This window comes from Pseudaeromonas sp. HNCC25DJ182, assembly GCF_055413365.1.
Window position 1 is genome coordinate 47,520 of the sequence record NZ_JBVAYG010000016.1, and the last position, 22,904, is coordinate 70,423.

General features: G+C 58.5%; 22 protein-coding genes and 1 riboswitch. Of the genes, 4 read left to right on the forward strand and 18 right to left on the reverse strand.

Annotated features, from left to right (window positions below):
- Positions 1-42: 42 nt before the first annotated feature.
- Positions 43-2,541, forward strand: coding sequence for a TonB-dependent receptor plug domain-containing protein (locus ACZYUB_RS13095; protein WP_463948527.1), 2,499 nt, complete (start codon positions 43-45; stop codon positions 2,539-2,541).
- A 167-nt stretch (positions 2,542-2,708) separates the two neighbouring features.
- Here ACZYUB_RS13095 and cadR read toward each other — a convergent pair whose 3' ends face one another.
- Positions 2,709-3,140 (reverse strand): Cd(II)/Pb(II)-responsive transcriptional regulator, encoded by a 432-nt coding sequence (gene cadR / locus ACZYUB_RS13100; RefSeq protein WP_463948528.1) that lies wholly within the window; start codon positions 3,138-3,140, stop codon positions 2,709-2,711.
- Between the two features lie 78 nt (positions 3,141-3,218).
- Here cadR and ACZYUB_RS13105 point away from each other — a divergent pair, with 78 nt between their 5' ends.
- Positions 3,219-5,489, forward strand: coding sequence for a heavy metal translocating P-type ATPase (locus tag ACZYUB_RS13105; RefSeq protein ID WP_463948530.1), 2,271 nt, complete (start codon positions 3,219-3,221; stop codon positions 5,487-5,489).
- Between the two features lie 127 nt (positions 5,490-5,616).
- Here ACZYUB_RS13105 and ACZYUB_RS13110 read toward each other — a convergent pair whose 3' ends face one another.
- Both ACZYUB_RS13110 and ACZYUB_RS13115 read right to left on the reverse strand, forming a co-directional pair.
- Positions 5,617-6,417 (reverse strand): substrate-binding periplasmic protein, encoded by an 801-nt coding sequence (locus ACZYUB_RS13110; RefSeq protein ID WP_463948532.1) that lies wholly within the window; start codon positions 6,415-6,417, stop codon positions 5,617-5,619.
- Positions 6,418-6,576: 159 nt separating this feature from the next.
- Positions 6,577-7,002 carry an ion channel gene (locus ACZYUB_RS13115; protein ID WP_463948534.1) on the reverse strand — a complete coding sequence of 142 codons (426 nt, stop codon included), beginning with the start codon at positions 7,000-7,002 and terminating at the stop codon, positions 6,577-6,579.
- A gap of 244 nt (positions 7,003-7,246) precedes the next feature.
- On the opposite strand from ACZYUB_RS13115, the gene ACZYUB_RS13120 reads away from it, so the two are divergent.
- A complete protein-coding gene (locus tag ACZYUB_RS13120) occupies positions 7,247-7,609 on the forward strand; it encodes a DUF2750 domain-containing protein (protein WP_463948536.1) in 363 nt (120 codons plus the stop codon).
- A 68-nt stretch (positions 7,610-7,677) separates the two neighbouring features.
- Here the strand turns inward: ACZYUB_RS13120 and moaE are convergent, their stop codons facing one another.
- The 13 genes from moaE to ACZYUB_RS13185 all read right to left on the reverse strand — a co-directional run bounded on the left by moaE (position 7,678) and on the right by ACZYUB_RS13185 (position 20,107).
- Complete coding sequence (moaE, locus tag ACZYUB_RS13125; RefSeq protein ID WP_463948538.1) at positions 7,678-8,181, reverse strand: molybdopterin synthase catalytic subunit MoaE; 504 nt, start codon at positions 8,179-8,181, stop codon at positions 7,678-7,680.
- A 7-nt stretch (positions 8,182-8,188) separates the two neighbouring features.
- Positions 8,189-8,434, reverse strand: a complete 246-nt coding sequence (gene moaD, locus ACZYUB_RS13130) for a molybdopterin synthase sulfur carrier subunit (protein ID WP_463948540.1) — start codon at positions 8,432-8,434, stop codon at positions 8,189-8,191.
- 3 nt (positions 8,435-8,437) lie between these two features.
- Complete coding sequence (gene moaC, locus ACZYUB_RS13135) at positions 8,438-8,920, reverse strand: cyclic pyranopterin monophosphate synthase MoaC (protein WP_463948542.1); 483 nt, start codon at positions 8,918-8,920, stop codon at positions 8,438-8,440.
- A 1-nt stretch (position 8,921) separates the two neighbouring features.
- On the reverse strand, positions 8,922-9,440 hold the full coding sequence (gene moaB / locus ACZYUB_RS13140) for a molybdenum cofactor biosynthesis protein B (protein WP_463948544.1): 519 nt from the start codon (positions 9,438-9,440) through the stop codon (positions 8,922-8,924).
- Positions 9,441-9,455: 15 nt separating this feature from the next.
- The gene (mobA, locus tag ACZYUB_RS13145) at positions 9,456-10,196 is read right to left on the reverse strand and encodes a molybdenum cofactor guanylyltransferase (RefSeq protein ID WP_463948546.1); all 741 of its coding nucleotides are present in this window, start codon (positions 10,194-10,196) and stop codon (positions 9,456-9,458) included.
- 2 nt (positions 10,197-10,198) lie between these two features.
- Positions 10,199-11,374, reverse strand: coding sequence for a GTP 3',8-cyclase MoaA (moaA, locus tag ACZYUB_RS13150; RefSeq protein ID WP_463948548.1), 1,176 nt, complete (start codon positions 11,372-11,374; stop codon positions 10,199-10,201).
- Positions 11,364-11,526, reverse strand: a riboswitch (molybdenum cofactor riboswitch). Its footprint overlaps the gene before it by 11 nt.
- A 49-nt stretch (positions 11,527-11,575) precedes the next feature.
- On the reverse strand, positions 11,576-12,373 hold the full coding sequence (moeB, locus tag ACZYUB_RS13155) for a molybdopterin-synthase adenylyltransferase MoeB (protein WP_463948550.1): 798 nt from the start codon (positions 12,371-12,373) through the stop codon (positions 11,576-11,578).
- Positions 12,370-13,671: a molybdopterin molybdotransferase MoeA gene (gene moeA, locus ACZYUB_RS13160; RefSeq protein ID WP_463948551.1), complete on the reverse strand. Its 1,302-nt coding sequence runs from the start codon at positions 13,669-13,671 to the stop codon at positions 12,370-12,372. Before moeA ends, moeB begins: the two co-directional genes overlap by 4 nt.
- A gap of 174 nt (positions 13,672-13,845) precedes the next feature.
- Entirely contained in the window at positions 13,846-14,181 is a 336-nt protein-coding gene (gene nirD, locus ACZYUB_RS13165) for a nitrite reductase small subunit NirD (RefSeq protein ID WP_463948553.1), read from the reverse strand.
- Positions 14,178-16,694: a nitrite reductase large subunit NirB gene (nirB, locus tag ACZYUB_RS13170; protein WP_463948555.1), complete on the reverse strand. Its 2,517-nt coding sequence runs from the start codon at positions 16,692-16,694 to the stop codon at positions 14,178-14,180. Before nirB ends, nirD begins: the two co-directional genes overlap by 4 nt.
- 125 nt (positions 16,695-16,819) lie before the next feature.
- Positions 16,820-17,650 carry an ABC transporter ATP-binding protein gene (locus tag ACZYUB_RS13175; protein WP_460883581.1) on the reverse strand — a complete coding sequence of 277 codons (831 nt, stop codon included), beginning with the start codon at positions 17,648-17,650 and terminating at the stop codon, positions 16,820-16,822.
- A 34-nt stretch (positions 17,651-17,684) separates the two neighbouring features.
- On the reverse strand, positions 17,685-18,680 hold the full coding sequence (locus tag ACZYUB_RS13180; protein WP_463948557.1) for an ABC transporter permease: 996 nt from the start codon (positions 18,678-18,680) through the stop codon (positions 17,685-17,687).
- A gap of 62 nt (positions 18,681-18,742) precedes the next feature.
- Positions 18,743-20,107, reverse strand: coding sequence for a CmpA/NrtA family ABC transporter substrate-binding protein (locus ACZYUB_RS13185; protein ID WP_463948558.1), 1,365 nt, complete (start codon positions 20,105-20,107; stop codon positions 18,743-18,745).
- A 422-nt stretch (positions 20,108-20,529) separates the two neighbouring features.
- Here ACZYUB_RS13185 and bluB point away from each other — a divergent pair, with 422 nt between their 5' ends.
- On the forward strand, positions 20,530-21,270 hold the full coding sequence (gene bluB, locus ACZYUB_RS13190; protein ID WP_463948560.1) for a 5,6-dimethylbenzimidazole synthase: 741 nt from the start codon (positions 20,530-20,532) through the stop codon (positions 21,268-21,270).
- A 16-nt stretch (positions 21,271-21,286) separates the two neighbouring features.
- Here bluB and ACZYUB_RS13195 read toward each other — a convergent pair whose 3' ends face one another.
- Positions 21,287-22,030, reverse strand: a complete 744-nt coding sequence (locus ACZYUB_RS13195; RefSeq protein ID WP_463948562.1) for a substrate-binding periplasmic protein — start codon at positions 22,028-22,030, stop codon at positions 21,287-21,289.
- Between the two features lie 205 nt (positions 22,031-22,235).
- A complete protein-coding gene (locus ACZYUB_RS13200) occupies positions 22,236-22,796 on the reverse strand; it encodes an ANTAR domain-containing response regulator (protein ID WP_463948564.1) in 561 nt (186 codons plus the stop codon).
- Between the last annotated feature and the right edge of the window lie 108 nt (positions 22,797-22,904).

Consider the following 22,904-nt stretch of genomic DNA (forward strand, 5'->3'; position numbering starts at 1 on the left):
TCATCCGATAACCACATGGTGTTCAAGGGCAAGGAAGTAGCGATGAAATTATCTCTCTGGATTGGGTATATGGGCTGCGCAATTGGCGTGGCCCACGCAGAGCAAGTCAAGGAAAGCCCGGTCGATCTCGGCGCCATGGAGATCGTGGCAACGCAGGAAGAAGAAGCGGAGACTGACGCCAAAAAGCAAGCGCCAGCCAGTCACTATGAAAGTTATGATCCGGTCGATTCGGGCGCGAGTGTCATCGGTCGGGAAACCGTTGAAACCAGCAAGGAAGGAGGAATTGATACCACCAGCCTGCTGGAAAGTTTGCCTTTCGTGCAAATGGATACCAAGCGGCAATCCGCCGATCCTGAAAGTATCCAATCCATTCGTCCATCCGATTTTTCTATTTCCGGCGGCAATTATTATGACAACAACATCAAAATTGATGGTGTTACCGCTACCTCCATCATGGATGTCTCAAGTCAGAGTCGCGAAGATTTCAACGAAGTATTTGGACAAACCTCCCAGACCTTATATGTCGATCCATCCTTGATCGAGCAGGTCAATGTGTTCGATTCCAATGTTTCTGCGCGTTATGGCGACTTTACCGGTGGCGTGGTGGACTACCAATTGCGTCAACCCGCTCGTAAATTTGGCGTTCGCGCCAGTGCCGGTATGCAAAATGATTCGATGGTGAAATATCACCAGGGCAAAGCCAGTGATGATACGGATACTCAGGAAGGTCCACCCGATTTCACCAAATATCAAACCACGCTTTCGGTGGATATGCCGTTAACCGATAAATTATTTACCCTCGCCTCTATCACCCGCACTGAATCATCGGTTCAATATCAGATGGCTGAGGATTATGGCGCTCAGCAACATAAATCCGGTGATACCTCGGATAACTATTTTCTGAAAAGCCGCTATGAATACAGCCCGGAATTAACCCTGGAAGGGCAGTTTATTTACAGTCCGTATCGCAGTGAACAGCAGCCGGATAATAGTATCAACAGCCTGAATATCAACCATAGTGATGGTTTATCCAGCTATCTGGCGCTGAATGGGATTACCGATGAGAGCCATTGGCAGCACAAAGTTTCTTATCAGGAATCCGATGCCAGTCGTACCTGGCCCGGTGATCGTTATTCATGGTCCTCGAAAGCAGATTCCATTGACTGGTGCAGTGATAACAATTGTGCCGAAGGCGGATTTGGTGATCTGGACCAATGGCAGCGGGATAGCACCTACGATTTCAGTATGACTCGCCCACTAGGCGCGGGTGAATTAAGCCTTGGCTCGGAACTCAAACTGACCGAGGCGCGCAAGCGGCGTCCTGAAGATAACTACTACTACTCGACCAGTAAATTAATGAATTCGGGAGTCACCGCAGCGTGTGCCGAAGATGATTTGGCTTGTAAAGAAGATGTCGTCCTGAGCCAGCGTTCCGATTACAACGCCTATGATGCCGAGGTCGATATTTTCAGTCAGGCCCTGTGGAGCGAATATTTCCAGCAAATTGGTGACTGGGGCCTGCGTGCCGGAGCCCGGATGAGCCATGACGATTTTCTGGATAATTACAATACAGCGCCGCGTTTATCCGCAAACTGGGAATTTATACCGCAATGGTTTTTAACCATGGGCGCCAACCGGTATTATTCCGCCAATATGCTGGGTTATGCGATTCGCTCGCAATATCCGGACAGTTATATCTATCGTCGTACTGTAAACACCAGTACCGGAGCAGTTGGTGATTGGCAACTGTTTAATCAGTCCAGAGCCACGGATTACCGCCAAGCCGGCTTGGATACCCCCTACAGTGATGAACTCAGTGCAGCATTAACTATTCCGACCCTGATGAGTGGTAATGCGCGGATAAAAGCGGTATATCGGCAGAATCGGGATGGTTTCGCCAGTACCGATAAACAAAAAGAAGTATCGGAAGCAGATACAGGTAAAACCTATACCACCACAGTTTATAATCTGACCAATGATGGCAAGAGTGACTATAAAGGTTTGGCACTGGAGTGGAGTGGTCAGCATGAAAACCATAGTTTTAATGCCAATGTCACCTGGTCAAGAACGCGTACCTATGGCGTAGGAAATACCTATTTTGACTATACAGATCCAAGTGAGCAGATCTATTACCAGGGTCAGCTGATCAGCATGGATGAATTATATGAGCAAAATACCCGTAGCAACTATGCCGCGCCAATAAGAGCCTCCGTCGGTTGGACAGCCATGTGGTTTGTCGATAAATTGATGACCAATGCCACGGTCAATTATCGCGGCGCCTATGATTATCTTGGCGATACCGACGAAGATATTGAAATTGATGGTACTAATTATGATGTTTATGCCCAGCAAACATTGAAATCATTTACCACCTTGAATATAAACACTCGCTATCAGCTATTTCGCTATATGAATCAGTCGGCCAGTGTTGATATGCGGGTTACCAATGTATTCAATGCATTCCCCGAGACGCAGTCCTCCAGCAGTTCGTCCTATTTATTAGGTCGCTCCTGGTGGCTCGGTGTGAATTACATCTATTAATCGATCGTTCACCAGGCTGCCACGCACACCGGCTCCTGGATAACAGATTTACCCTACAAAAATATGGGGCTGCTCTTTCGAGCGGCCCCGCTTCGTGCACTAAACCAGATCCCTCCTGGCCTGGACAGCTGAAGTGCCGCATCACACCATAGCTGTCGCGGGAGTTCTTACTCCAGATGGCTATGTTTTTTAGCGCCGTCGTCACTGCTCATGGTGGCCAGTCCGCGTAGAATGCCGCAACGATCCAGTCCATCCTCACTCTGGCATTGCTGACGCAGCGATGTCAGTTGCTGCCGCAGTTGCACCAACTCCTGGATCCGCAGCTCCACATGCTCCAGATGGGCATCCAACCATTCATTTACCGCACCGCAGCGCTCTGGCGGTGAATCCATCAACGCCAACAAAGCCCGGGTCTCCTGCAGCGTCATATCCAGGCCACGACAGTTGCGGATCAGCCGCAACCGCTCGGCCAACTCGGGCGGATAATTCCGATAGTTGCTGGCCGTCCGCTCGGTGGCGGGTAGCAAGCCCTGTTTCTCATAAAAGCGGATCGTATCCGTGGAGCACTGTGCCAACAGTGCCAATTCGCCAATTTTCATGATCCCGCGCCCAGACTATTGACCTTGTAGTAACTCCAAGGTGTCTACTGAAGTGAACTTGTTGTCAAGGAAATCCTCATGACTCACGACTGTGACCCCAAGATCCCCGCTTCACCTGCACCGGACAAGCCCGCTGGCCGGTTGAACATTCGTGCCATCGCGCCTGCCGGAGCCTCCGCCACACCGGCAGCGAAAGCCAGCTGTTGCACCCCCATGCCGGCGACGCTGGAGGCTTTGAGCCCCTCCCAAACCGGCACCGATGGCACCCGCACCGCGATCCGGATCCTGCAGATGGATTGCCCGACCGAGGAGGCCATGCTGCGCAAGAAGCTGGCGACCTTGCCGGTGGTCAAGAGTCTGGAGTTCAATCTGATGCAACGAGTATTGACCGTGGTGCATGAGCCGGAGGGATTGACGGCCATTCTGGACGGGATCCGCGCCCTCGGCTTCGAGCCCGAAATCCAGGCCGGTCCTGACACGCCGCCACTGCCCGCCGCACCGAGCCCGTGGTGGCCATTAGCCATTGGCATAGTTACCGCCACTGCCTCCGAGGTTGCCCACTGGGCTGAGCTCCCGACCCTGCTCGTCGCATCCTTGGCGCTACTGGCGCTGCTGTGTTGCGGGGTGACGACCTACAAGAAAGGCTGGTTGGCGCTGCGCAACGGTAATTTGAACATCAATGCGCTGATGAGCATCGCCGTCACCGGCGCTTTGGCGCTGGGGCAATGGCCTGAGGCGGCGATGGTGATGGTGCTGTTTACCCTGGCGGAGTGGCTGGAGGCCAAATCGCTGGATCGCGCCCGACATGCCATCTCGGGATTGTTGGAGTTGACGCCAGAGCAAGCGACGGTAGAGCAAGCCGATGGCTCCTGGCGCGAAGTCGCCGCCAGCGCCGTGCAAGTGCAGCAGCGGGTCAGAATTAGGCCCGGAGAGCGCATCCCCTTGGATGGTATCCTCGAGCAGGGATATTCCAGCGTCAACCAGGCGACGATCACCGGCGAGAGTCTGCCGGTAGACAAAGCGGTTGGTGATCCCGTCTTCGCCGGGACGCTCAACGGCACCGGCTCCTTTGAATATAGGGTCACCGCCGATACCCGCCATTCCATGCTGGCGCGGATCATTCATGCCATTGAGGCAGCGCAGGGAGCCAAGGCCCCAACCCAGCGTTTCATCGATCAGTTTGCCCGGCTCTATACCCCGATCGTCTTTGGACTGGCGATACTGATTGCCCTGCTGCCACCGCTGTTGTTTGCACAGAGCTGGCCGGAGTGGATTTATAACGCGCTGGTATTGCTGGTGATCGCCTGTCCCTGTGCCCTGGTGATCTCGACGCCCATCACCCTGGTCAGTGGTCTGGCCGCCGCAGCCCGACACGGGATCCTGATCAAGGGCGGTGCCTATCTCGAAGCCGGTCACCAGCTAGCCTGGCTGGCGTTGGATAAAACCGGAACCCTGACTCACGGCCAACCGGAACAAACTGCCTTCGAAACCCTGGGCTCGATGGATGCTCTTCACTGTCGCCAATTGGCACTCAGCCTGGCCCAGCGCTCGGATCATCCGGTATCCCAGGCCATAACCCGCGCCGCACGCCACGAAGGCCTGATTGCCACCCAGGTCGATGCATTTGAGGCACTACCGGGGCGCGGCCTGTATGGAAAAATCAAGGGTAAAGGCTATTGGCTGGGTAATCAGCAGCTGCTCCAGGAGCTCAAACGGGGTCACGCCGAGCTGGGATTGCGCCTGACACAGCTGGAACAACAGGGGCAAACTGTGGTGTGCCTGCTGGATGAGCAGCAGGTGCTGGCGCTGTTCGCCGTAGCCGATACGGTCAAAGCCAGCAGCCGCACCGCCATTGCCGAGTTGCACCAGCTGGGCGTCAACACCCTGATGCTGACCGGGGATAATGCTCATGCCGCCGCGGCCATCGCCAGCGCCGTCGGCATCCAGCAGGTGCGCAGCAACCAGCTACCCAGCGACAAGTTGCAAACCATCGAAGCCCTGGTGGCTCAGGGGGTAACGGGCATGGTCGGTGACGGTATTAATGACGCCCCTGCACTGGCCCGCGCCAACATTGGCTTTGCCATGGGCGCACTGGGCAGTGACACGGCCATTGAAACCGCGGATGTGGCCTTGATGGATGATGATTTGCGGAAAATCCCGACCTTTATCCGGCTCTCCCGCACCACGCGTCAGATCTTGATCCAGAACATCACGCTGGCCTTAGGAGTCAAAGCCCTGTTTCTCATCGCCACCTTGCTGGGCCATGGCACCCTGTGGATGGCAGTGTTTGCCGATGTCGGCGCCAGCCTGCTGGTGATTGGCAATGGACTCCGGCTGCTGCGCCAATAACGAGGCCCAGGGTTCAGGGCATGGTGCAGGTCGCACAATGGTGATACAGCCGAGATGTTTCCCGGCAAAGGAATAGGAGCTCAGGCTCGACGGGGTTGAGTCTGAGCCGATTCAAGGCCTGGGCGATTCAAGGCGTAGGAGGAACGGAGTAAATCAGGTTATCCGAATGAAAATAGCTATTGACCAGACGGGCGACCCAGCCCTCGGCCACCATCTCGGCGAGCGCCTTATCCAGCAAGGCAACTTCCTTCTCGATCCCGGCTGCCTTGCTGTAACCAATATAGAGATCTATGGGTTGTTCCGGTTGATAGAGGGTGCGTACTATCTGTTTGCTGAGTCCCATCTCGTGCAATGCGTAATCGACCTGACAATCGGTGCCGATAAAGAGCTGGTTGCGCTGTTTGAGCAACTTGCCGGGCAGCTGGCTCTCGTTCATCACGGCGTTCTTGTTGAGCCGTCGGTCACTGTCAAAGGGCTCAAAATAGGCAGAGCCACGGACATAGCCGATCTTCTTGCCTCGCAGATCGGCATAGCTGCGCACCTGTTGCGCCATGGCTGGCAAGGCATAGAAAGCGGGATGGCATTGGTAGTAAGAGGTCGACAGATAGCCAATATAGCGGCTACGGGCCGGTGTTTTGGCCAGACTGGTGAGCAAATCGACCCGCCCGCCCTGCATATCCTGCAAGGCACGGACAAAGGGGTAGCGCAACAGATAGATATCGATGCCGGTACGAGTTGACAGTTCTTGCAGCAGCTCCCGATCGATGCCATCAAAGCCCGAGTCGGAGCTGATCGAATTGGTATCAATAATAAATGGAGGCCAATCATCCATAGCCGCAAACAGCATTTTTTTAGCCTGTACCGGCGTAGTGATGCACATCAGGAGTAGTGCCAACAGCCCCCATCCGGATATGAACCTGCGACTCATCGTAATCGCCATGACTTACCTCATTGTTGAGCAGCCACCCTGTGAAACCATCCTGGACGCTCTCCTGCCCCAGCGAGCCAACGGGCGTTGCAGAAACCAGTCGCTCGCTTGATGCCAAAACCTGGCCTACCAGGGCACAGCGACCATACAAACCACACGCTAAAACGACTCGCCCAATTGCCGCTTGAGCTGATGTTGCATCACTGCCAGCATGCAGGCGCCGGATAAACCGATCATCAAGGCGCCATTGATCGCCTCCAACGGCCCCAGCATCCGCCATTGCTCGCTCATCACCAGATCACCATAACCCAGGGTGGCAAAATTCACCGCTGAGTGGTAAATCGCCACATCCAGGCTCTCAAATTCACCCAACAGTAAGAACAAGCAGCCCCATAGGGTCAGTTGCAAGCAGTTACCCAGCATCAGGATGACGATCACCCCGAACAGCGGCAGCGATACGGTGAGAAATGAGCGATCACGCTCCACCCGCGCCAGATAGAAACGCAGGCTACCCATGCTGATCAGCGACTGCAGCAGTAGACATACCAGGATGACCGGCAGACCAATCAGTAAATTTAGAAACATCGGCACGCCCCTTTGATGCCATAGCCGCTATCGGCATGATTTTTATCGCATTACCCGACAGTATAGGCGCAATCAGGACGACGAAAGCGGATCCTGCGCCACAGATACCAGGATCCCACCCAGGCGAGCGGCGTGCCACTTTCCGGGATCACGTGGTGATTGTTGGCTATTTCCGCTGTCGGGCTTGTGCGTGACCCCGTTTTGCTTCAGGATCTAGCCGTCATTTTCCACTATGGATACCGCAATGAGCCAACTGACCAGCGATCTGAATGCCAACTACGAACTTCTCCTGACCCAAGCCCGTGAAACCGGTGTGCTGTGGGGTCTGCAATTCGGCGAGGATTGGGTTGTTTGCGACTCAAACGACTTTGCTGAAACCGACGTGTTGCCATTGTGGTCCAATGAAGCGGCGGCCCGCGCTCACTGTGTGGAAGAATGGTCGGACTACAGCCCGGTCGCCATCGATCTGGAAACCTTCTTCGAGGAGTGGGTCAATGATCTGGGCGAAGATGGCGTGCTGATCGGCACCAACTGGAATGCCGATCTGGATGGTCTGGAAGTCGACCCGCTGGAGCTGGCCAAAGACCTGGCCCAGGTTGACGACTAGTCACATAGTGTCACCGCGCTGATTCACACAGCCCTCGCCAACGCGAGGGCTGTTCTTTTTGTGCATCCTCACCAGCGCGCCGCGGCTTGCTGATCGCAAGCTCGGGCCTCCACCCAACGACTGCTGCCATCGGCCAGGCGCTCTTTTTTCCAGAACGGTGCCTGGGTTTTCAGTGCGTCCATCAAAAACTCACAGGCCGCAAAGGCTTCACCGCGATGGCTACTGGCCACCAGGACCAGCACGATTTGATCCGTCGCCTGGAATTCACCCACCCGATGGATCAAGGTGACCGCTTCCAGCGACCAGCGGCTACGGGCCTGTTGTACTAACTCACGCAGCGACTTCTCGGTCATGCCCGGATAGTGCTCCAGGGTGAGCCCGACCACTGCATCCCCCAAGTTGATATCCCGCATCCGGCCGACAAAACTGACCAGGGCACCGATGCGCCCCTGCCCTGCCAGACGCTGGTATTCAACCGCCAACTCGAAGTCAGCCTCTTGTACCAGAATGCGGTCTGGCACTGCCAGGGTCTCTTTCGCATCGGACAATGAGCGCTCTGCTAGTGATGACATATCCAGCTCAGCCTCCTGTCACGGGTGGAAAAAATGCGACTTCATCCCCATCCGCCAGCGGCGTCGACCAGGATTGCACGCTCTGATTCACCGCTACCAGCACCGACTCGGCCGCCAGCGCGCGCTGCCAGTGTGGACCTCGCACCACCAACGCCTGGCGCAAAGCCTCGACCGTCGGATACTCGGCCGCCACCTCGAGCTGACAGGTCCCGAGCTGCTCGCGCAGCGAGGCAAAAAATTTCACCTGGATCATGGCTTACTCCTGCCGTTGGTAGTCGCCGGACTTGCCGCCAAGCTTGCTGATCAGGGCTATCTGCTCGATCACCATGCCCTTGTCCACCGCCTTGCACATATCATACAGGGTCAGCGCAGCCACCGAGGCTGCGGTAAGAGCCTCCATCTCGACGCCGGTCTGTCCCTTGAGCCGGCACAGGGTCTGGATGATGACAGACGAATTTGCCTCATCGATCTGCAACTCCACCTCCACCTTGGCCAGCGCCAGCGGGTGGCATAACGGGATCAGATCGCTGGTTTTCTTGGCCGCCATGATGCCAGCGATCCGCGCCGTGGCGAACACATCGCCCTTGTGATGGCCCCCTTCGAGGATCAGTCGCAGCGTAGCGGGTAACATCCGCACTCGCGCCTCGGCGCGGGCCTCGCGATAGGTTTCGGTCTTGGCCGAAACATCCACCATATGGGCTTCGCCGTTGGCCTGGACATGGGATAACTGCTGGCTCATCTCAGACTCCGCTTTTTAAATGCATGACAAAACTGCATGGCCGGGTACGAGCATCCAGCTGGAGAGCGATGATCTGCTGCCAACCGGTGCGGCAGGCATTATTGGAGCCCGGCAAGCAGAAGATGATGGTGCGGTTGGCCAGTCCGGCCAGTGCCCGGCTCTGGATGGTGCTGGTGCCAATCTCGGTGTAGGAGACTTGGCGGAATAACTCGCCAAAGCCTTCCACCTCCTTGTCAAACAGCGGCTTGACCGCCTCCGGCGTGGTATCGCGGCCGGTAAAGCCGGTGCCACCTGTGATGATCACCGCCTGGATCTGAGGGCTGGCAATCCATTGGCTCAATACCGCGCGGATCTGGTAGATATCATCAATGACGATCTGCTTGTCCGCCAACCGATGACCGGCGCCTTGCAGAGCGTCCACCAGCAGCAGACCTGAGCTGTCGGTTTCGGCGGTACGGGTATCGGAAACGGTCAATACCGCAACGTTCAAGGGTTTGAATTCCAGGGCCGCATGGCTCATATCGGTGTCCTTTTTTCATGTGATAGTTCGGGTAATAGTCGAGTGATGATCTGATGCAGCACCAGGGCTGTCGTCTTGTGCAACATGTTGGCTTGCGTCGGCATATCGCCGCCACTCTTCGGGGGTATTGGTGTTGCCCAGGGTGCGCTGCAGCACCTCGGGAGCCATATCCGGCAGCAGCTGGTTCGCCGCGCACAAGGGCAAATCTAACTGATGCAACAGCGCCTGGACCGCATAGTCGCGTCGCTCACCGCTGCCCAGCAAGGTCTTCAGCACCGGCAGGGCTCCCGGCTGCAGCAGTAAGGGGAACTGACTTCCCTGCACTCCGCTCCCTACCGGATGAGCCGCACCTTGTCGGGCCAGGGCACGCAGCAGGGGGGATGACATACCCGGCATATCCACCGGCAGAATAAGCCAGCGTGCCTCGGGATAGCGCTGCAGGGCCGAGGCGATCCCGGCCAGAGGACCTCGCCCGCGCCAGGCCGGATCATCTGGAATAGCGGCAAACCCCGGATAGTCGCCGCTCAGCCAGACGCCGCCACAGCCCGCCTCGCGCAGCAAACGTAGCCCGCGCTGCAGCAAGGATTCCGCACCCAGCGGACCCTTCAGTTGCAGCAGCGCCTTGTCTTGTCCCATCCGCGAGGAGCGACCGCCACACAGCAGCAAGCCAAACAGCGGTGGTGACATCGCAGGTGAGGATGGAGCCGCTGACGCTGTGGCGGCAGAAGGCATAGCAAGAGGTTCGAGTGGACTCATATTCAGCCTCCAATCGAGGCCAGATGAGCACGAATGCCCGGGTCGCCCAGATGCAATTGATGCGCCTTGGCCTTGAATTGCAAGGCCTGCTGCAATCGCTGCTGCAATTGCTGCTGCAGTCGGGGATCATCGCTGGCCAGCAGATCCCGCAGCTCTATGCCTCCATCGCCAAACAGGCACAGATGCAGTTGCCCCAGCGCCGACACCCGCAGCCGATTGCAGCTGTCACAGAAACCGGCGCCATAGGGCATGATGAGCCCCACCTCGCCGACGTAATCGGCATGCCTGTACACCCGGGCCGGGCCATCCTCAGCCGCCCGCGCCTTGAGTTGCCACCCCTGGCGCAGCAGTTGTTGCTCGAGCTCGGCCCCGCGCAGATGGTGTTGGGCAAAATAATCCCCCGCCACCCCGGTCTGCATCAATTCGATAAAGCGCAGCTGGATGGGTTGATCCTTAACCCAGGCCAAAAAATCGTCGAACTCGTGGTGATTGAGCCCTTTGAGCAGCACGGTATTGACCTTGATGGTGCCAAAACCAGCCGCCCAAGCCGCTTCCAGCCCGGCCAAGATATCGCCGAGCCGATTTTCACCGGTGATCAGACGAAACTGGCGCGGATCCAGACTGTCGATGCTGACATTCAGGCTATCGAGTCCGGCAGAGCGCCACAGGGCGGCTCGCTCTTTGAGGCGATAACCATTGGTGGTCATCACCAACTGATCCAAACCCGGCAGAGCGCGCAAGTCGCCGATAATGGCCTCCAGATCCCGTCGCATGGAGGGCTCACCGCCGGTGAGGCGGATCTTGCGCGTTCCCAGGGAGACAAAGCTCCGCGCCACCCGCAGCAATTCACTGCGGGAGAGAAAATCGCGCGAACCATCGGGCTTATAGCCATTGGGCAGGCAGTAGCTGCAGCGAAAGTTGCAGACATCGGTGATCGACAGTCGTAGATAACCAAAGCGCCGGGCAAAGCTATCCACCAGCACAGGCTCCGCCAGCGACTGTAAGGCGGCCGAGCGTTGTGGGACCGCTAGCCGTGAGAGGTCGCCTCGGGCCGGCAGCGGCGTACTCGCCAGGCTCAGCGCACCATCGCGCCGCGTCTCGACGCTAGGTTGCCGCGTATCGACACTAGGTTGCCGCGACTCGACGCTAGGCGCCAGGCTCGTTTCAATTATGGACATAAACACCTTTCCAAGTCGGGAGGCGGCTTGGTTTCCCGCACCACCCTCGCCAGTCGAGCGGTTTACGAAGAGCAACCGTCGGCTGGCTCGGCCTGAGCGCCCTGCTCCGCGTCGCGAAGGTTAGGCCCACAGGCTCGGGTTTATTGTGTCGTTGTCTCCCGCCCAAGAACCGTTTTAGGCTAGTGGCGGGAGTTCCCCTTTTTAGCGCTGCGGATGCTCCGCGCTACCGCAGACCCGGCATTCCGGATCCCGGGGCAAGCGCAAGCGCTGAAACTCCAGACTCAGGCCGTCGATCAGCAACAGCTCGCCACACAGCGGTTGGCCGATGCCGGTGATGAGCTTCAACGCCTCCAGTGCCTGCAAGGAGCCCACCATGCCCACCACGGGCCCCAGCACGCCATTGACCACGCAGCTACCATCCGGCTCGGTAAACAATCGGCTCAGACAGTGATAGCAAGGCTCGTTCTGCCCCCAGCTAAAGACGCTCAGTTGCCCCTCGCCGCGGATGGCCGAGCCGGAAACCAGCGGCACCCCGGCGGCTCGACAGCACAGATTGATCAACTCGCGACTAGCGCGGTGATCCGTGCAATCGAGCACCAGATCCTGCTCGGCCAGATAACCGGGCAACATCACCTCATCGGCATATTCCGGCAACGCCAGCAGTTGCAGGTGCGGGTTGAGCGCCCGCAGCGCGGTGGCTGCCGAATGCACCTTGTAGTGCCCCACCCGATCATCCTGATGCAATACCTGACGAGCCAGATTGGAATGCTCGACCTGGTCGCCATCCAGCAGGGTCAGTCGGCCGACACCGGCGGCCGCCAGATATTGCGCCGCCGCGCAGCCCAAGCCCCCCAAGCCGATAACCAGCACCCGGGCGGCCTTGAGCGCCTCCTGGCCTGGCAGATCCCAGCCTTTGAGATTGATTTGGCGATGATAACGCAGCAGTTCGGCGTCACTCAGGGAACCAGTGGCTACCGCATGTTGATGCTCCTGAATCATTGCAGCACCTCATCAAACAGTTGGATCTCGACGCACGCCCCGGCCGGTAGTTCGCGCGCTCCCGGGTAGCGTTGCGGGTCTAGCCGAAGCAGGCAATTTGCGCGCGACAGAGCACTGAACATGGCCGAGCCCTGACCACCGGCACTGGAAACCTGCAACTGGCCATCGGCTGCCAGCTCGGCAATCCCCCGTTGAAAATCGATACGCCCCGGGCTTAGCCGCACCGGCATCGCCAATCGGGCGGGCAGCCGCAACACGGGCTTGGGCTGGGCACCCATCAGCTGATCCAACGCCGGACGCACCAGCAGCACAAAGGTGACCAGAGCCGAGACCGGATTGCCCGGCAAGCCAAAGAACCAGCAACCGCGCGCGGCGCGGGTCAATTGCCCGCAGGCGAAGGGCTTGCCCGGTTTGATCGCCACTTTCCAGAACTCCACCTCACCGAGCTCGGCCAGGATCTCCTTGGTGTAATCGGCCTCACCCACCGAGACACCGCCCGAGGTGATGAGCACATCCGCCTCGGCATCGGCGCGCAGGAAGGCTTGTCGCAGCAGCGCCTTATCGTCGGGAATAATCCCCAGATCCAGCGCCTCGCAGCCCATACGAGCCAGCAGGGCGGCGATGGCATAGCGATTGGAATCGACGATCTGCCCTGGCGCCAGCTCGCTGTCGACGGCTCTGAGCTCATCGCCACTGCTAAAAAAAGCCACCCGCAGTCGACGATAGACGCGGACACGGGCCACCCCCAGCGTTGCCAGCAGGGGCAACTCCCGGGCCGTGAGCCGGACGCCAGCCGCCAGCACCGGCTGGCCCGGTTGTAACTCCTCACCCTGGCGGCGGATATTCTGTCCTACCAGCACATTGGCCGGAAAATGGATGCGCTCGCCCCCCTCGGCAAGCGGCTCGACGCGGGTCTGCTCCTGCATCACCACAGCGTCTGCGCCCGCTGGTAACGGCGCACCTGTCATGATGCGAATGCAGTGCCCCGCAGGCCACTCTCCGTTAAAGGGCTGTCCGTTAAAGGGCTGTACGTTGAAAGGCTGTCCGGCAAAGGCCTTGCCCGCCAGTAACAAGCTGGAGGATCCGGCCAGATCGGCCAGACGCACGGCATAGCCATCCATCGCCGAGTTATCAAACGCCGGAACGTTCACGCTCGAAACCACGGATTCAGCCAGGATCCGACCCAGTCCATCGGCCAGTGCCACCGACTCCACCTCGCACACCCGAGGCAACGCGGCCAATCGGGCTTGTGCCGCTTCCAGCGACAGGGCATCCGAACTATCACAACAGGCCATCATCTATCCTTCTTGATGTATGCCGATGACGCACATCCAGGGCAATTAACAACACCACCAGGGGGATCCGCAGGTCGGCGTTATGACCCATTTACCGGGAGTGCGTCATAAAGTTGCAGCATTGTTACTACATTCGCGCCATCAGGCCAAGCTCTGACTGACAGAGCTTGGCTCGAGTTATGGCTGCAAGCTGCGGATATAGACGCTTTGCCCCTCCAGCTTCACCGCCCAGGTGCGTACCGCAACCCCCTCCTCTTCCAGACAGCGGCCATCGCGCAGGGCAAAGTGCTGTTTGTACAGCGGTGAGGCGACACAGGGCTCACCGGCCACATCGCCGACGATGCCGCGCGACAACACAAACGCCTGCCCTAGCGGATCCCAGTTATCCAGGGCATAGAGCGCAGGCTCCAGCGCCGGCACATAGAACAGCGCCACCTGCTCGCCATCGACCAGGGCGGCGGCCCCGACATCGGCCGTCAACTCCGGTAATTCGCATACTTTGGTCCAGTTCATACCAGCTCCTTGATCTCGATAGTCTCTTCTTCAGCCTGGGGGAATGACTGGCCGCGCAGCAGGGCACGCGGCGGCATATAGGCCGCTTCACTGTTGATAAACGGCTTGAAGCGCTTGAGCTTCTCCGGATCAGCCAACGTCCCTTGCCATTCACACTCGAAGGTGGCCAGTTGATGGGCCATCTGCGCCTCCAGCTCGGCGCCGAGCCCCAACTTGTCGTCGATGATCACCGACTTGAGGTACTCCAGACCACCCTCCATGTTCTCCATCCACACCGAAGTCCGTTGCAGACGATCGCCGGTCCGGACATAGAACATCAGTATCCGGTCGATATAGCGGATCAGTTGCTCATCGCTGAGGTCGGTGGCAAACAAGTCGGCGTGACGCGGCCGCATGCCGCCGTTACCACAGACATAGAGATTCCAGCCCTTTTCGGTGGCGATGACGCCGATATCCTTGCTCTGGGCCTCGGCACATTCCCGGGTACAACCGGAGACCGCAAACTTGAGTTTGTGCGGCGAACGTAAGCCCTTGTAGCGGTTCTCGATGTCGATGGCCATGGTGATGGAATCCTTGACCCCGTAACGGCACCAGGTCGAACCGACACAGGATTTCACCGTGCGCACCGACTTGCCATAGGCCTGCCCGGTCTCGAATCCGGCATCGATCAACTCCTGCCAGATGGCCGGCAACTGATCCACCCGGGCGCCGAACAGGTCGATACGCTGACCGCCAGTGATCTTGGTATACAGGTTGTACTTCTTGCCCACGGCTCCGATGGCGATCAGGCCATCCGGGGTGATTTCGCCCCCCGGAATGCGCGGCACCACCGAGTAGGTACCATCTTTTTGCAAATTGCCGAGGAAGGCATCGTTGGTGTCTTGCAACGGCCGATGGGGTTTCTCCAGCACATGTTCGTTCCACAGCGAAGCCAGCACAGAGCCAACCAGCGGCTTGCACACCTCGCAGCCCAGCCCCTTGCCATGCTTCTCCAGCACGGCGCCGAAGTGTTTGAGCTCACCGACCCGGATCAGGTGAAACAGCTCCTGACGGGTGAAGGCAAAGTGTTCACAGACATGGTTATTGGCCTCCATGCCCAACTCCAGCAGAGTCTGACCCACTACCTGCTTGACCAGATTCGAGCAACCGCCACAGCCAGTCCCGGCCTTGGTGCAGCTCTTCACCTCGGTGAGGGTATGGTTGCCCGCCTTGACCGCCGCCACTATGTCACCCTTGGTGACGTTATGGCAGGAGCAGATGGTGGCCGTATCCGGCAGGGTCAGCTGGGGGGCACTGCTCTGGGTTTCGCCCAGAATCAACCCCAAGGGGGACTCCGGCAGCGTCACCTCGTTCAGGTAATACTGCAGCAGGGTGTCGTAGTCGCTGTTATCCCCGACCAGGATGGCGCCCAGCAGCCGCTGGCCGGTCTCGTCGATCACCAGCTTCTTGTAGATACCGGACTGACGATCCAGGGTCAGCACCTCCTGAGCCCCGGCGCTCTGGGCATGGGAGTCGCCGATAGCGCCGACATCCACCCCCATCAATTTGAGCTTGGTGCTCATATCCGCGCCCTGAAAACTCCCCGCCTGCCCCAACAAGGTAGCTACGGCGGCACGGGCCATCTGATAACCCGGGGCGACCAGGCCAAAAATCTTGCCCGCCCAGAGCGCGCATTCGCCGATGGCCAGCACCTCCGGCTGACTGGTCCGGCACTGCTCGTCGATGACGATACCGCCGCGCTCACCCACCGCCAGGCCGGCACTACGCGCCAGCCGGTCTTCGGGGCGGATGCCGGCAGAAAACAGGATAACGTCGGTCTCCAGATAGTCACCGCCCTTGAACACCATGCGATGACGAGCACTCTCGCCATCGACGATGCACTCGGTGGCGGTGTTTACGTGGACCTGCACCCCCAGGCTCTGGATCTTGCTGCGCAGCAGATCCCCGCCCACCGCATCCAGCTGTACCGGCATCAAGCGCGGCGCAAATTCGATGACATGGGTCTCCAGCCCCAGCAGGCGCAGGGCATTGGCCGCTTCCAACCCCAACAAGCCACCGCCGACCACCACACCGGTGCGTCCTCCGGCACAGGCATCGCGGATCGCTTCCAGATCCGCGAGTGTACGATAGACATAGCAGCCGGCGCGGGTGTGACCCGGGATCGGCGGCACAAAGGGGTAAGAGCCGGTGGCCAGCACCAGCTGGTCATAGCCATAGACCTCACCATGACAGGTGGTCACCGTCTTGGCCGCCAGATCCAGCGCCTCGGCGGCACTGGCCAGGATCAGCTTCACGCCTTGAGCGGCGTACCACTCCGGATCGGCCATTTGCAACTCTATGGGTGCCCGGCCACCAAATACTTCCGACAGATGCACCCGGTCGTAGGCGCTGTCCGGCTCAGCCCCCAGCACGGTCACCGCAAAAGTATCCAGCCCTCCGGCGTTGACCAGTTGTTCAATAAAGTGGTGTCCCACCATGCCGTTGCCGACCACCAGCAGTTGCTGTTTGTTCATCTTTTTTCTCCATCCCGGCGGGCATACCGTCTCGTCATGCCACACGCCTCATTGAGTGTTTTGCCCCTCCCCGGATCGGGTACAGGGCAAAAATCCTGCGTCCCCAGGGTCATCCGGGGAGCCCGTTACGCCACGGCGCTGCGGGCCTCAGCCTTGGGCTTTTTTAGCGGTGTCACCTTGCTGTGTTTTTCATACAGGAAGCTCAGTACCCGCTGGCGCAGACGGTGATATTCCACATCCTCGGCCAGAGCCACCCGGTTACGCGGCCGCGGCAGGCTAATCTCGAGGATCTCGCCGATGGTGGCCGATGGACCATTGGTCATCATGACGATGCGATCCGAGAGCAGCACCGCCTCGTCCACGTCATGGGTAATCATGATGACGGTGTTGTTGAGTTCGGCCTGGATCTCCATCAGCGCATCCTGCAGGTGAGCCCGGGTCAGGGCATCCAGAGCACCGAAAGGTTCATCCATCAGCAGTACCTTGGGGGACAGCGACAGGGCGCGGGCAATACCGACTCGCTGTTTCATGCCACCGGATATTTCGTGGGGCTTCTTCTCCAGGGCGTGATCCATCTGCACCAGGGAGAGGTAGTAACGCACCCGTTCGGCGACCGCCGCCTTGGGAGCCCCCTTCATCACCTGTCGCACCGCCAGCTCGACGTTCTCGTAGACCGACAGCCAGGGCAGCAGGGCGTGATTCTGGAACACCACGGAGCGTTCGGGGCCCGGACCTGCGACCTCACGGCCATCGAGGATGATGCCGCCGGAGGTGGGATCGTTCAGACCCGCCACCAGATTCAGCACCGTACTCTTGCCGCAACCGGAGTGGCCAATCAGCGAGATAAATTCGCCCTTGGCGATCTTCAGATCGACGTCCACCAGGGCTTCAAACCAGCCGGAGGGGGTGGCAAAGCGCATGCCGACATTGCTCAGATCCAGATAGTGTTTTGACATGGGAATTCTCCTTCCTTTCTGCGACCGGGATGACTCAGCGCAGTTCGCTGCGCTTGTCCCAGGAAATCCATTTCTGCAAGGCCAACATGCCGCGATCCAGCATGAAACCTATGACCCCGATGGTGACGACAGCGACCATGATGCGTGCCAGCGACTCCGAGCTACCATTCTGGAATTCGTCCCAGACGAACTTGCCGAGACCGGGGTTCTGCGCCAGCATCTCGGCGGCGATCAGCACCATCCAGGCCACCCCCAGCGACAGGCGCAAGCCAGTGAAAATCATCGGGATGGCCGAGGGCAGCACGATTTTGCGCACATGGGTCAGCGGGGCGAGTTTCAGCACCCGGCTGACGTTTTGCAGATCCGGATCGATACTGGCCACCCCGACAATGGTGTTGAGCAACGTCGGCCACAGGCTGCACAGGCTGACCGTGAAGGCCGAGATGACGAAGCTCTTGGCCAGAGCCGGATCTGGTGACACATAGACGGCGCTGACCACCATGGTCACCAGCGGCAACCAGGCCAGAGGCGAGATGGGTTTGAGGATCTGCACCACCGGATTGATGGCCTGATACAGAGTCTGGTTCAGACCGAGCAGGATCCCGGCCGGAATGGCGATCAGCACGGCGATGCCAAACCCGGTGGCGACGGTCACCAGACTGGTGAGGATCTGATCGAAGAAAGTATCCCGTCCGGTATAGGGGCGGACCTTCACCTCGGCTTGCGGGTTGGCCGCCAGCTTCTGGGCATTGCGCTCTGCCTGGCGGGCATAGAAAGCGTCCCGCTTCTCCCGTTCGGCGCTGTGCTCCTGGTACAGAGCGACCAGCTGTTTGCCGGTGGCAATGGGACCGGGCAGATTGCCCAACGAGGTCTGCACCTGGCTGGCCAGCATCTGCCAAACCAGCAAAAAGGCGAGGATCCCCAACATCGGCAGCAGACTGCTGCGCCAAGCGCGAGCGCCGCCCGCCTTCAGCTGGGTCAGGCCCCAGGGACCGGCAAATGGGTTGATACGATGAATCATGGTTTGCATAGTTCGGTTCCTTGTTCAGCTCGGGTGGCTATCAATAGCCACCCGCTAGGTCCATCGGGTCGTTACAGTTTTTGCTCGCCCTTGAGGCCAATGGTGAATTGCTGCAGATAGGCATTCGGGGTATGACCGTCATAAGTCACGCCATCGATAAAGTGGTTATCCGCCGGTTTATAGCCGCTCTCGCTGGCAAAATCCGGGAAGTCGCTGGCCTTCATCTTGCCTTCGGCAATCAGCTCCTTGGCGGCGATGGCATAGACATCCGGGCGATAGACCTTCTTGGCCATCTCCGCATACCAGCTGTCCGGTTTGGCCTCGGCAATCTGGCCCCAGCGCCGCATCTGGGTCATGTACCAGATGGCATCCGAGTAGTAGGGATAGGTAGCGTGATGACGGAAGAAGACGTTGAAGTCCGAAGCCGGGCGCTTGTCCCCCTTCTCGTACTCGAAGGTGCCGGTCATGGAGTTGGCGATCACCTTGGCATCGGCCCCCACATAGTTGGGGCGGGAGATGATGTTCACTGCCTCAAGTCGGTTGGCGTTGTTGTTGGCATCCAGCCAGTAGGCGGCGCGGATCAGCGCCTTGATCAGATGGATATGGGTATTGGGATACTGGTCAGCGAAGGCTTGGGTAACACCAAAGACCTTTTCCGGGTTGTTGTTCCAGATCTGTTCATCGGTCACCACAGGCACGCCAATCCCCTTGGCAACAGCCGCCTGGTTCCAGGGCTCACCGACGCAGTAACCGTTGATGGTTCCGGACTCCAGAGTAGCTGGCATCTGGGGTGGTGGCGTCACGGAGAGCAATACGTCGCCCTGGAGTTGACCGGAGTTGTCGCCCTTGGCCGGCGCATAAAAACCGGGGTGAATACCACCGGCGGCTAACCAATAACGCAGTTCATAGTTGTGGGTGGAGACCGGGAACACCATGCCGAAGTTAAAGGCCTTACCCTGCTCCTTGTAGCTGGCAACAACTGGCTTGAGGGCATCGGCCTGGATCGGATGCAGGGGTTTGCCATCGCTGCCCTTGGCCAGATTGGGCAACATCTTCTGCCAGACATCGTTGGAAACGGTAATGGCGTTACCATTGAGATCCATGCTGAATGCAGTGACTACCTCGGCCTTGGTGCCGACCCCCAGGGTGGCACCGATCGGCTGACCGGCAAGCATATGGGCACCATCGAGTTGGCCATCGATCACCCGATCCAGCAACACCTTCCAGTTGGCTTGCGCTTCCAGGGTGACGTACAGCCCCTCCTCTTCGAAAAAGCCCTTTTCATAGGCCACGGCCAAGGGCGCCATGTCCGTCAGCTTGATAAAGCCCAGTTTGAGCTCCTCTTTTTCCGGGGCGCCGACGGCGGCTAGAACGGACTGGCTGATCACAGCGGCGGTGATGCCAAGAGCCAACAGAGTTTTTTTGGATGCGTGCATGGTGGTTCCTCCCTGAAACAAAAACGCCCCGCAGATCCGGAGATCTGCGGGGCGTCGTTGCCATCTGTTCATATCAATGGGTCATTCGTTCTTCAGGATTAGGGCCTGGTAACCATTCGACCGCCGTTGGCCGAGGTCGGGCACCTGCTCCTGACTCAAGGAGTACTATTCAGTTTCTGTGCCAAGATGAAAAAGTAGTTAACCGGCCATTAACATGGCTTTTTTAGCCATCTTCAGCCGATTTTTGCCCAGCAAGCGTCGAAGGGGTGCACCAAGATGGCGCCACCGCACCACAGCCAGTCATAACTGTGACCGCTCGCCCAACTGCAATCTCGGTCTGGAATGGCATTCCCTGTGGCAACAGGCTACTGAACCAGGCCACTTTTCTGCATAATGGGCCACCGCTAGCTTCCGGAGTTGCCATGTCCTCCCTCCCGTTCAGTCACGATCAACAACAGGGCTTGTATCGCGCCATCTACGAGCGGCGGGATGTGCGCTCGCAGTTTCTGCCCGATCCAATACCGGCCCCGCTACTGGCCCGTTTGCTCCATGCCGCTCATCACGCGCCATCCGTCGGCTTTATGCAGCCCTGGGATTTCATCGTCATCGACGATCCGGCCATCAAGATGCGGGTCAAAGCCCTCTTCGATATCGCCAACGGTCAGGCGGCCGAACGTTTCGCGGATGAAGCCGGTGACAAGGCCACCCTGTATCGGCGCCTGAAGCTGGAAGGCATTCTGGAGAGCCCCATCAATCTGTGCATCACCTGTGATCGCGGTCGGGGTGGCCCGACCGTCCTGGGGCGGACCAGCATTCTGGAGATGGATCTGTTCAGCGCCTGCCTGGCGGTGCAGAACTTGTGGCTGGCGGCGCGGGCCGAAGGGATCGGCATCGGCTGGGTCAGTATCTTCGACAATGAGCAGTTGGCCCGGACGCTGGGCTTGCCGAGTCATGTCTACCCGCTCGCCTATCTGTGTATCGGCTATGTCAGTGAGTTTCTGCCGGAGCCGGAGTTACAAGCCAAAGGCTGGCGTCAGCGCCTACCATTGACGGAGCTGGTACACAGCAACCACTGGCAACAGAAAGTGGAGAACCAGGAGTTGTTACAGGCACTAGAAGAGGTTCGGATCCCTGCCTACTGCCAACCGGAGCAAAAGAAATAGCCAGTGGCCAAAGCGCTTAATACTGGGCCCGGATCTGCGCCAGTTCGCCACTTTGTAGCAACTGGCGCAAGTCTGTCTCGAACGCCGAAGCAAGGTTCAACAGTTTCGAGCGGCGGGAGAGTCCGAAATAGACGGCTCTGGGCTCGTCGAATCGCAGAGCTGCCTTCTTGAAAGTCCCCTGCCAGTTGAGATGTTTGATCCAGTAATCCCCTTCACTCTCGGTACTGAGTACCGCATCGAGACGCCCGATGGCCAGCTTCTTGAGATTCACCAGACTCGTTACTGCGGACTCCTTGTACAACTGCGGGTCGCTATCAAAACGGGGGGAGTACTTGGCGCCGCGTTTAACGCCGATGGATAACCCCTCGAGTTCCTCATAGCGATTGATATTTCGGGGATTGCCCGCCTGCAGATAGAACACCTTATCGGTATGGGTCTGATAGGGCACATCCAAATAACGGATAAAGGTTTCCCTGTCCGCCGTGCGCATCAGATTGCTGACCACATCGGCATCACCGCTCTTGAGCATCGCCAGACAGCGGGCCAAGGGAGCCGGTTTAACCACCAACCGCAGATCATGCTTGGTGGCCAGCCGCTGCAGAATATCCATATCGATACCGGTATATTCCTGGCGTGGTGAAAGGATTTTCCAGGGCGGTGCTTCACTAAAAGCCACCACCAACGTTTGTTGCGCCTGTGCACCCCAACATCCTGGGCTCAACAGCATGGCCAAGGCCATCCAGCGCAGCGTCCTCCTCATCCCTGTCTCCCTACATTCTGCCCCTATCCATTCGGGATATGAAACCTGCCCTTACACGCGCCACTCGACCCAGTAAAACATCTATCTAATTGATTACTATTGAAGTATTAACGAATTGATAGCCAACTCACCTTACAGAGCGCGAAAAACGGGTACAGGACGCAAGGTTAAAAATTGGTGGATAGTCACAAAAATAGCAGCAAGTTCAATCCGATAGCTGAAGCAACAGGCGTCGGGACAACTCGCCGAGGCTGATGCCATGCTGCATGGCACTGCTGCGCAAAGCCGCAAACGCTGCCTCCTCATCCAGCCCATGCCGTTTCATCAGCTGTCCTTTGGCGCGATCAATCAGCTTGCGCTCTTCCAGCTTCTGACTGATATCCGCCACCGCCTCACGCTGACGCCGCACCATGGCATGCTGGGCCCGCGCCTGCTTGATCCAGCTCTCTACCGGCTCTTTGTCCGTCAGTCGATGGGGAACCAAGGTGACACCGGCATCCAGTAACTGTGCCTGCAGATGGTCGGGGAGTGCTTCGGTAAACAACACCACGGGAATGCCCTGCAGAGCCAGGGTGATCGCCAGCACGCGCCATTCGGCGGTCAGGCGTCGGCAATCCAGCATGGCGCCATTGAGCGCCGCTGGTAAGCGCAAGGGGTCGCTGCTGGAGGCCAGGACCGGCTCATGACCATACCGGCTAAGCAAGAGTGCCAGCCGGTTAGCCTGCGCCACCTCGTCAGCGTAGATCAATATTCTGGAAAAACTCATCCCTGCTCCCAGCCCTGGGCATGCGCCGTCCCGGCGTTGATATCAAGAGCAAGGCTACCTCAGAGCTCTTGGCATAAAAAAGCATTATTTTTGCAACATTATGAAAAG